This window comes from Candidatus Synechococcus spongiarum (genome assembly GCF_900047545.1).
GTDB classification, from domain to species: Bacteria; Cyanobacteriota; Cyanobacteriia; order PCC-6307; family Cyanobiaceae; genus Synechococcus_B; species Synechococcus_B spongiarum_C.
The window spans coordinates 1-8,532 of record NZ_FITM01000178.1 but is presented as its reverse complement, the minus strand read 5'-3'; the positions used below and the strand labels follow the sequence as shown (position 1 = coordinate 8,532).

At 62.5% G+C, this 8,532-nt stretch carries 10 protein-coding genes and 1 pseudogene; 3 read left to right on the top strand and 8 right to left on the bottom strand.

Annotated elements, in window-relative coordinates; translation table 11 throughout:
- The first annotated feature begins 69 nt into the window (after nt 1-69).
- Nucleotides 70-834 carry an urea ABC transporter ATP-binding protein UrtD gene (urtD, locus tag FLM9_RS07620; protein WP_074458006.1) on the top strand — a complete coding sequence of 255 codons (765 nt, stop codon included), beginning with the start codon at nt 70-72 and terminating at the stop codon, nt 832-834.
- Nucleotides 831-1,559: an urea ABC transporter ATP-binding subunit UrtE gene (urtE, locus tag FLM9_RS07615; protein ID WP_257243057.1), complete on the top strand. Its 729-nt coding sequence runs from the start codon at nt 831-833 to the stop codon at nt 1,557-1,559. The genes urtD and urtE overlap by 4 nt, the downstream gene beginning before the upstream one ends.
- A 181-nt stretch (nt 1,560-1,740) precedes the next feature.
- Here urtE and FLM9_RS07610 read toward each other — a convergent pair whose 3' ends face one another.
- The 7 genes from FLM9_RS07610 to rpmI all read right to left on the bottom strand — a co-directional run bounded on the left by FLM9_RS07610 (nt 1,741) and on the right by rpmI (nt 6,403).
- Nucleotides 1,741-2,880, bottom strand: coding sequence for a glycosyltransferase family 4 protein (locus FLM9_RS07610; protein WP_074458005.1), 1,140 nt, complete (start codon nt 2,878-2,880; stop codon nt 1,741-1,743).
- A 2-nt stretch (nt 2,881-2,882) separates the two neighbouring features.
- Nucleotides 2,883-4,073, bottom strand: coding sequence for an NAD-dependent epimerase/dehydratase family protein (locus FLM9_RS07605; protein WP_074458004.1), 1,191 nt, complete (start codon nt 4,071-4,073; stop codon nt 2,883-2,885).
- Nucleotides 4,074-4,111: 38 nt separating this feature from the next.
- On the bottom strand, nt 4,112-4,294 hold the full coding sequence (psb34, locus tag FLM9_RS07600; RefSeq protein WP_074458003.1) for a photosystem II assembly protein Psb34: 183 nt from the start codon (nt 4,292-4,294) through the stop codon (nt 4,112-4,114).
- 110 nt (nt 4,295-4,404) lie between these two features.
- A complete protein-coding gene (locus FLM9_RS07595) occupies nt 4,405-5,220 on the bottom strand; it encodes a thiazole synthase (RefSeq protein WP_306806806.1) in 816 nt (271 codons plus the stop codon).
- A gap of 18 nt (nt 5,221-5,238) precedes the next feature.
- Nucleotides 5,239-5,778, bottom strand: coding sequence for a tetratricopeptide repeat protein (locus tag FLM9_RS07590; RefSeq protein ID WP_074458002.1), 540 nt, complete (start codon nt 5,776-5,778; stop codon nt 5,239-5,241).
- 27 nt (nt 5,779-5,805) lie between these two features.
- Nucleotides 5,806-6,153 carry a 50S ribosomal protein L20 gene (gene rplT, locus FLM9_RS07585; RefSeq protein ID WP_074458001.1) on the bottom strand — a complete coding sequence of 116 codons (348 nt, stop codon included), beginning with the start codon at nt 6,151-6,153 and terminating at the stop codon, nt 5,806-5,808.
- 49 nt (nt 6,154-6,202) lie between these two features.
- Complete coding sequence (gene rpmI / locus FLM9_RS07580; RefSeq protein ID WP_074458000.1) at nt 6,203-6,403, bottom strand: 50S ribosomal protein L35; 201 nt, start codon at nt 6,401-6,403, stop codon at nt 6,203-6,205.
- Between the two features lie 123 nt (nt 6,404-6,526).
- Here rpmI and FLM9_RS07575 point away from each other — a divergent pair, with 123 nt between their 5' ends.
- Nucleotides 6,527-7,828 (top strand): glycosyltransferase family 2 protein, encoded by a 1,302-nt coding sequence (locus tag FLM9_RS07575; protein WP_074457999.1) that lies wholly within the window; start codon nt 6,527-6,529, stop codon nt 7,826-7,828.
- Here the strand turns inward: FLM9_RS07575 and FLM9_RS08425 are convergent.
- Nucleotides 7,825-8,532, bottom strand: a pseudogene (locus FLM9_RS08425) (hypothetical protein); the annotation flags it as partial. The gene FLM9_RS07575 and the pseudogene FLM9_RS08425 sit on opposite strands and share 4 nt — an antisense overlap.

Below are 8,532 nucleotides of genomic sequence, written 5' to 3'. Positions count from 1 at the left end.
CTGCGACCACGGCTCAGCACCTACCCCGCCTTGGAGGTGGGGATCACACAAGAGGGGGAGAGTTAAACCATGCCCGCCCCTGGACCACCTCTGCTGGAGCTGGTCGGCATCAATGTCAGCTTTGACGGCTTCCTGGCCTTGAAAAACTTGAACTTGCAACTTGCCGCTGGGGAGTTGCGGGCCGTGATTGGCCCCAACGGCGCCGGGAAGACCACCTTTCTGGACGTGATCACCGGCAAGGTGCAGCCCCAGGCGGGTGATGTGTGCTTCTGTGGCCGCTCCCTGCTGGGGCGCAACGAACACCAGATTGCCCGTCTGGGGGTTGGCCGCAAGTTTCAAAGCCCCAGGGTGTTTGAACACCTGAGTGTGCAGGAGAATCTGGCCTTGGCCGTCAGTGCCCCCAAAACTCCCATGGGACTTCTGCGGCGCCATCTCACCAGCGCCCAACGGCAGCGCATCCACCATCTCTTGGAGGTGATCAACCTGGCCCCCCAGATCCATGACCGGGCCGGGTCCCTCTCCCACGGTCAAAAACAGTGGCTGGAGATCGGCATGTTGGTGGTGCAGGCTCCCCAGTTGTTGCTGGTGGATGAGCCCGTTGCCGGCCTCAGTGATGCGGAAACCGAGCGCACGGCAGACCTGCTCAGGTCCCTGGCGGGAGACCACACGGTGCTGGTCATTGAGCACGACATGGAGTTCATCCGCCGCCTGCAAACCCGGGTGACCGTGCTCCACCAGGGCCAAGTGCTCTGTGAGGGCTCCATGGACCAGGTGCAAACGGACCCCCAGGTGGTGGAGGTTTATCTTGGCGGTGGCCAGGAGCAGCAGCCATGAACGGAGCGGGAATGGACGAGCCCCTGCTGCGGATCTCGGGTCTCACCACCTGCTACGGGGAAAGCCGCATCCTGCGGGACGTGGATCTGCAAGTCCACGGGGGGCAGATGGTCTGCCTCATTGGCCGCAACGGCGTGGGCAAAACCACCTTGCTAAAAACCGTCATGGGACTGATCTGTCCCCAGCGGGGCCAGATTCACCTGGCGGGGCGGGACCTGCTGCCCCTGCCTCCCCACCAGCGGGCCAGGGCGGGGATTGGCTACGTGCCCCAGGGGCGGGAGGTCATTCCCCAACTGACGGTGCGGGACAACCTGCGCCTGGGCCTGGAAGCCCGCCCCGGTGGCCTGGCCCGTCAGGATCGTCTGGATCCCCAGGTGTTCGACCTGTTCCCGGCGCTGGCAACCATGTTGGAGCGGCGCGGTGGGGACTTGAGCGGTGGCCAGCAACAACAGTTGGCCCTGGCCCGTGCACTCCAAGGCAAACCGCAACTGCTGCTCCTGGACGAGCCCACCGAAGGCATCCAGCCCAACGTGGTGGCCGACATTGAAACCGCCGTGCGACGCATCATGGCCCGGACAGGGGTCAGTGTGCTGCTGGTGGAGCAGCACCTCCACTTTGTCCGCCAGGCCCACACCTACTACGCCATGCAAAAAGGTGGGATCGTGGCCAGTGGCCCCACGTCGGACCTATCCCAGGCGGTGATCGACCACTTTTTGAGTGTGTGAGAGAAAAAAGCGGCCAGGGGCTTGCCAAATCGTGTGACGTTTCGTAAGTTGTGTAGAAATACCTACTGCCTTGCCGTGGCTTTAATTCTGTTTGCCGTCTGGGTTCTGTTCTTCCTCTCCCGCCTGGAGGTGCTGGTCTGAAGGCTCCATGTCCAGAGGAGGCTCTTGCTCGGAGGTGCTTTCACTCCGCAACAGGTGCCACCAGGGACTTCTCCAACACTTGCTTGTAATAACGACGCAGTTGGACCGTGGCGGCGCTCCATCCCCAGCGCTCCGCCTCACGGCGGGCCGCTAGCCGCATCCGCTGATGGCGTTCCTCCTGCTCCAGCAGGCGACGGGTGGCCACCAGTAGGCCATCGCTCTGATCCGGGTCGTAGAGGCAGCCGTTCTCCCCGTCGGTCACGATGTCGGGAATGCCGCCGCGCTTGGCGGCCACCACAGGGCAGCCTGCCGCCATGGCCTCCAGTAGCACCAAACCCAGGGTCTCCGTGCTGGACGGGAAGAGAAACGCATCGGCACTGGCATAGGCTCCCGCCAGCTCTTCGCCCCTCAGGTAGCCCACAAAACGAGTGGCAGTGCCGGCAAAAGTTTTTTCCAACTGCTGGCGGTGGGGACCATCCCCCACAAGGGCCAGCCGCGACCCAGGCAGGGCCTCGAGAACGGGGAGAATGGACTCAATCTGTTTTTCCGCCGAGAGCCTGCCCACGTAGAGCAGCAGAGGGTCACCCTCCTGGTGGGGACCAAACAACTGTTGCCGCCGCTGGGCCGAGGCCAGTTCCGGGTGAAACGCATCCGTGTCCACGCCCCGTTGCCAGAGATCAATGTTGTGAATCCCCCGCTCGGAGAGTTCCTGCACCATGACGGTGGAGGTGCAGAGGTTCAGGCCAGCCTGGTTATGGGCTGCCTTGAGCAACTCCCAGAGGAGTGGTTCCAGCATGCCCAGCCCGTAGTGCTCCAGGTATTTGGGCAGGTGGGTATGGTAGCTGGCCACCAGGGGAATGGCTTGGGTTTTGGCCAGCCAGATTCCCCCCAGGCCCAAGATGGCGGGATTGACCACGTGGATCACGTCCGCCTGGAAGCGGTCAATGGTCTCGGCCACCACAGGACGGGGCAGGGCCAGCTTGAGTTCCGGGTACAGGGGAAGAGGCACGGCAGGAATCCCCATCACCTGGGCGCCGCAGTAGTTGTCGGGCGCCCCCTCCGGGCAGAACACCAGCACTTCATCCCCAGCTGCCACCAGATGCTCAATGGTCCTGGTGAGCCGGGTCACGATCCCGTCCACCTTGGGCAGGAAGGTCTCGGTAAAGAAGGCGATATGCACGGCTACGGGTTGATGGCTTCTGCCTGGGTCCGTGTCCAGGCGGACGTGCAGGGGATTCGCCGCCGGTCACAGCGTTCGGCGTAGCGACGGGCAACATCCACTACTTCCGTCAGCAAGCCATCATCCAGGGTGGTGGGTTCCAGGCCCAAATCCAGAAAACAGCGGTTGTCCACGGTCAGGTCGTTGTCCTTGGCCTCATTGCGGGGATTGGGCAGGTGGGCCACCTCCGCCCCTGTCAGGTGGGCCACCTTCTGCGCCAGTTGACCCACCTGATGGCTTTCCGTCATCTGGTTGAAGATTTTCACCATTTCCCCGGGAACTGGAGGATTGTCCAGGGCCAGTTGGACACACTTGACTGAGTCGCGGATGTGGATAAAGGCCCGCGTCTGGCCGCCGCTGCCGTGGACGGTGAGGGGGTAGTGGATGGCGGCCTGCATCAGAAAGCGGTTGAGCACGGTGCCGTAGTCCCCGTCGTAGTCAAAGCGGTTGATCAGGCGAGGATCTTTCCCGCAGAGATTCGTGTTGGTTCCCCAGACAATGCCCTGGTGCAGGTCCGTAATGCGGAGGGCGTCGTTCTTGTTGTAATAGAAAAACAGCAGTTGGTCCAGGGTTTTGCTCATGTGGTAGACGCTGCCCGGATTGGCGGGATGCAAAATCTGCTCCGTAAAGCGACCGCCGTCCGGCTGGGGCACCTCCACGGTCAGATACCCCTCGGGAATGGTGGCGCCCCGATGGGAGCCGTAGCCATAGACCCCCATGGTGCCCAGATGAACCACATGCACGTCCAGACCGCTCTCCACAATGGCGCAGAGCAGGTTATGGGTGCCATTGACGTTGTTGTCAACGGTGTAGCGCTTGCAGGCCGAGGACTTCATTGAGTAGGGTGCTGCCCGCTGCTCGGCAAAGTGGACCACCGCATCCGGGGCTTCGTCCCGAAGCAGTTGCAGCAGCCGCTCATACTCCCGGGCCAGATCCAGGAGCACAAAGCCCATGGGTTGGGCCCCCACCTCCTGCCAGGCCTTGAGTCGATCCTCAACCGTGGCAATAGGCGTCAGGGAGGTGATGCCCAGCTCAACGTCAATTTTGCGACGGCTGAGGTTGTCAACGATGACCACCTCATGTCCCTGGTCTGCAAGGTTCAGAGCACAAGGCCAGCCACAAAAGCCATCACCACCAAGAACAAGAACCTTCACGCGTGCCTCTCCAGCCAAGGGCGTTCCAGCTTGGCAAGCTACACCAGACCGTGACTCACCCAGGCCGTGATGGCTACCATGCCCACCACCAGTCCCGCACCCAGGCCGTAGAGCAGGAGCCGCTGGCGTTGCTCCGCGCCGGTGAGGGGTTCGGCAAGCACCATCTTGGGCTCACGGGCAAACGCATTGAGGCGGCCTCCATCCTCATGGGTGACGGTCATGGCGTGCAAGAAGAACACTTGGGGCGAATGTATGGGGAATGGTGGGCGCCATGGACCGGTATTGCGTCACTGTTGCGAGACTTCACAGAGTCCGGTCCCGTGGCACGGGCTCAACTGCCGATGCGACCACTCTGGGGTGAGCTGGCAACAGCCTTTCGTTGTTGGGGGATCCGGCCACTGACGTGGGCAAGGCGCCCTGCCTGGGTGGCCATGGCCATGGCCTGGGCCATGGCCACCGGTGTGCCGGCCTGGGCAATGGCGGTGTTAATGAGCACAGCATCGGCCCCCAGCTCCATGGCCTCCGCAGCGTCACTGGGAACGCCAATGCCGGCATCCACCACCACAGGCACGCCGGCGCCTTCGATCATCAGGCTGATGTTGTCGCGATTGCGCAAACCCCGCCCAGAGCCGATGGGTGATCCCAGGGGCATCACCGTGACACAGCCCACCTCCTCCAGGCGACGGGCCAGAAGTGGATCGGCATTGATGTAGGGCAGCACGCTGAAGCCTTCTTTGACCAGTTGCTCGGCGGCCAGGAGCGTGCCGATGGGGTCCGGCAGCAGGTGCCGGGGGTCGGGGATCACCTCCAGCTTCACGAAGGTGTTGTCCTCCTGCCCCGCCAGGCGCGCCAACTCACGCCCCAGGCGGGCCGTGCGGACCGCCTCCGCCGCAGTGGTGCAGCCCGCAGTGTTGGGGAGCATCCACAGCCGGGACCAGTCAATGGCTTCCACAAGACCCTGGTGGCCAGCCGCGCCACTCTGGACCCGCCGCACAGCCACTGTGACCATGGCGCAACCACTGGCGTCCAGGCTGGCTTGCATGGTTGCCAGATCGGGATATTTTCCTGTCCCCGTCAGCAGGCGGCTGTTGAAGGAGCGCCCGGCAATCCGCAGGGGCTCATCCGCAATGGCGCTGGATAAAGGCAAGACCGTTGATCAGAAGCGTTATGAATCCAGGGTAGACGCCTTGACCTTCTCCAAGCGCTGCAGGCGGCGCTTGGCAATGGCGTTGCCAGCATCTAGGGCCAGCGTTTGCGCGTAGGCTTGGGCCGCTTCTTTCTGCCGTTGCTGCTGCTCCAGCGCATGGCCCAGGTTGTTCAAAGCCACAGGATAGTCCGGCTTGGCCTCCAAGGCCTTGCGGTAGTGGCGGATGGCCTCGCTGTGTTGCTTCTGGGCCGCCAGGGCATAGCCCAAGGCGTTGTGAATGAGCGCTTGCCCCTCCGGGGGCTCCTGGCCAGCCCTTTGGGCCGCTTTGCCGAGGGTAGTCACCGCTTGCGGGAAGAGGCGCTTGCGCAACTGGACCGAGCCCAGTTCATAGAGCTTTACGGGATCCGCAGCCTTGCGGTCACCGATGTTCTGTTGCAGCCGCTGAAGCGTTACTTCGTCACGCCGCACCTTCCATACTTGAACGCCAACGACAGTGCTGAGGATGGCCAACAAGACCACTAGGCCCACCAGATAGAGGGAAGGCAGAGGGGAATTCATGGTGGCTGAAGCTTAGGGTGATTGGATTCAGGGTTGAGCGGCGGCGGCCACGGCGGCAAAGCTGGCGGGATCCAGAACAGCCAACTGGGCCAGCATTTTGCGATTCAGGCGCACGTCCGCCTTTTTCAAGCCGCCGATGAAGGTGCTGTAGCTCAGTCCGTGGCCACGGGCTGCGGCATTGATGCGGGCAATCCACAGACGGCGGAAATCACGTTTGCGGCGGCGGCGATCCCGATAGGCGTTGGTGAGGGCCTTCATCACCCGCTGGTTCGCGGTACGAAACAAGGTGCCGTTGGATCCCACGAAGCCCTTGGCCAGCTTCAAGATCTTTTGGCGGCGTTTGCGGGCAACGTTGCCCCTCCTGGTGCGGCTCATGGACTGAGATTGCTGAGATGACGGAGGACGATGGTGTCAAGTGTGCGGGTTAGCTGCCGTAGGGCAGCATGCTCTGGACCCGATCATGATCCGTGGGGTCCACCGTTACTGAAGTGGCCAGAAAGCGCTTGCGCTTGGAACTTTTATGGCCCAGCAGGTGGTTGCGGAAGGCATGACGACGCTGAAGCTTACCAGTTCCCGTGATCCGGAAACGCTTGGCGGCGGCGCGGCGGGTTTTGAGTTTGGGCATGGTTGAGGTGTTCAACAGAGAGAAAGAATTTTAACCGAACTGATATGGCATGATTGAAGGCCATGGCTTGCCGCCCTTGGGGCAACCGCTACGCAGTTGGAGACTCGAGTTGCCAGGGTGCCCATGAATCCCGTTGCTTGCTGGGAAGGAGGACGGCGCCGCAAAGCGGCCCTGTTTGCAGCCACGTCTCTGTTGCTGGGACTACTTCCCCACTGGCTCCACGGAGGCCCCTGGCCTGCGGTGGTGGCAGCCATCCTGTTGGGGCGCCATATTTTTCCCACAGCGGGACGTCCACCGGAAAGCGACTCGTCCTCAACCCAGGCCTTGTGCTCTTCAACCACCTCGTCCCCCGTTGATGTGCTGGTGGCGGCCAAAAACGAGGCTGCCGTGATTGAGCAGTTGGTCAACAACCTGCTGGCCCTGCGATACGGCGAGGAGCAACTGCAACTATGGATTGTGGATGACGGCAGCGTGGACGGCACAGGAGAGATCCTGGACCGTCTGCAAGAGCAGCACAGCAGTCTTCACGTGATCCACCGTCCCTCCGAAGCCAGGGGGTGGAAATCCGGCGCCCTGAACGCGGTGCTGCCCCATCTGAAGGGGGAGTGGCTTCTGGTGCTGGATGCCGATGCTCAGGTGGATCCCGAACTGCTGGAGCGCTTGAATCCCCTCTTGAAAGACAGCAGCCGTGCGCTTCAACTGCGCAAGGCGGTCCATAACGCGGACTGCAACCTGCTCACCCGGGCTCAAGCCGTTGAGATGGCAGTGGATGCCTTGATTCAACAGGGCCGCATCACCCATCAGGGTTGTGGCGAGTTGCGGGGCAACGGCCAATTCATTCCCCGCCAAACCTTGCTGCGCTGTGGGGGATTCAATGAAGCCACCATCACCGATGACCTGGACCTCACGATGCGGCTCCAGCTTCACGGTGTTCCCATTGCCGTGGTGTGGGATCCACCGGTGGCGGAGGAAGCGGTCAGTTCCATGGGTGCGCTTTGGCGCCAGCATCAGCGCTGGGCGGAAGGGGGATTGCAACGCTTTTTTGACTACTGGCCTGCGCTGCTGAGTTCTCGCCTCAAGCCACGGCTCAAACGGGACGTGCTGGCCTTTTTTCTCCTGCAATACGTTCAGCCGCTGGTGATGGCAGGGGACGTGGTGGGCGCCGTGGTGTGGCGCTCCCCTCCCCTGGCCTGGCCGTTGACCACCATGACCCTCCTGTTCACGGTGACCGCCATGGCCCGCTGTCCACTTGCCAACAGCGGCCCTCCCGTGCCAGCGATCCGCGGCTCCACCGTCTTGATGACCCTGGTGTATGTCCTGCACTGGAGCCTGATTATTCCCTTGGCGACCATGCGCATGGCCCTCAAGCCCAAGCACCGTGTTTGGGACAAGACCCTCCATGGGGGCGTGACTGCCGAGGCTTAGGGAGCATCATTGCCGCTGTCCACCACTTCGCCGTTGAAAAAATTGGCCAGGGTTCTGGCGGTGGCATCCAGTGATGTGCTGGACACCTCAGGCGGCGCTCCCGGGGACGGTTCTCGACGGTTGTGGTGCCGCTCCCAGGGGCTGGTGGCAGGCTGAGGTTGAAGCCTGGGTTGAGGTCTGCCTTGAGAGCCGGCCTGAGGCGGCTTGACTTGAGTCCGTGTTGGGGTCTGTGCTTGGGCTTGGCTCGGAGGTTGAGCCACCCCCTTCTGTAAAGACTTTGGCTGCGATTCCGGTGGGGAGGCTGGGCGTTGGTCACGGTCAGCCTCCACGGAGGCCGCCCCCGTCAGCACCAGATGGGCGGTCTTGCCCAAGGCTGCAGCCACCGCCTGCTCCAACAGCGGGCGCCGGGCTTCGGTCTTCTCCAGCCATATCTGATTGATCTGCACCACCAATTGGGATCCGTCCCAGGACGCCACTTTTCCTTGCTGCCGCAGTATGGGTGAGAAGCGGGGGAACTGCAACTGAAACTGGTCCAGGATGGCTTGCCAGAGCTTGTCCAGCTCCGCTGCTTTGGCCCCATCCTCTGCTGAAGGGAGAGCAGCGGGGAGTGTGACACTAGATCCAGATGCCGGGGTCGTGGATACTGTGGGTGAGACTTGTGGACGCTGAGGCGCCGCTGTGGGCTGACGTGCTGGTGCTGGTGC

Excerpts from the sequence above, each read along its gene's own strand:
- FLM9_RS07575 (WP_074457999.1), top strand. The coding sequence starts at position 6,527 with ATGAATCCCGTTGCTTGCTGGGAAGGAGGACGGCGCCGCAAAGCGGCC.
- psb34 (WP_074458003.1), bottom strand. The coding sequence starts at position 4,294 with ATGACCGTCACCCATGAGGATGGAGGCCGCCTCAATGCGTTTGCCCGT.
- FLM9_RS07590 (WP_074458002.1), bottom strand. The coding sequence starts at position 5,778 with ATGAATTCCCCTCTGCCTTCCCTCTATCTGGTGGGCCTAGTGGTCTTG.
- urtD (WP_074458006.1), top strand. The coding sequence starts at position 70 with ATGCCCGCCCCTGGACCACCTCTGCTGGAGCTGGTCGGCATCAATGTC.
- rpmI (WP_074458000.1), bottom strand. The coding sequence starts at position 6,403 with ATGCCCAAACTCAAAACCCGCCGCGCCGCCGCCAAGCGTTTCCGGATC.
- urtE (WP_257243057.1), top strand. The coding sequence starts at position 831 with ATGAACGGAGCGGGAATGGACGAGCCCCTGCTGCGGATCTCGGGTCTC.
- rplT (WP_074458001.1), bottom strand. The coding sequence starts at position 6,153 with ATGAGCCGCACCAGGAGGGGCAACGTTGCCCGCAAACGCCGCCAAAAG.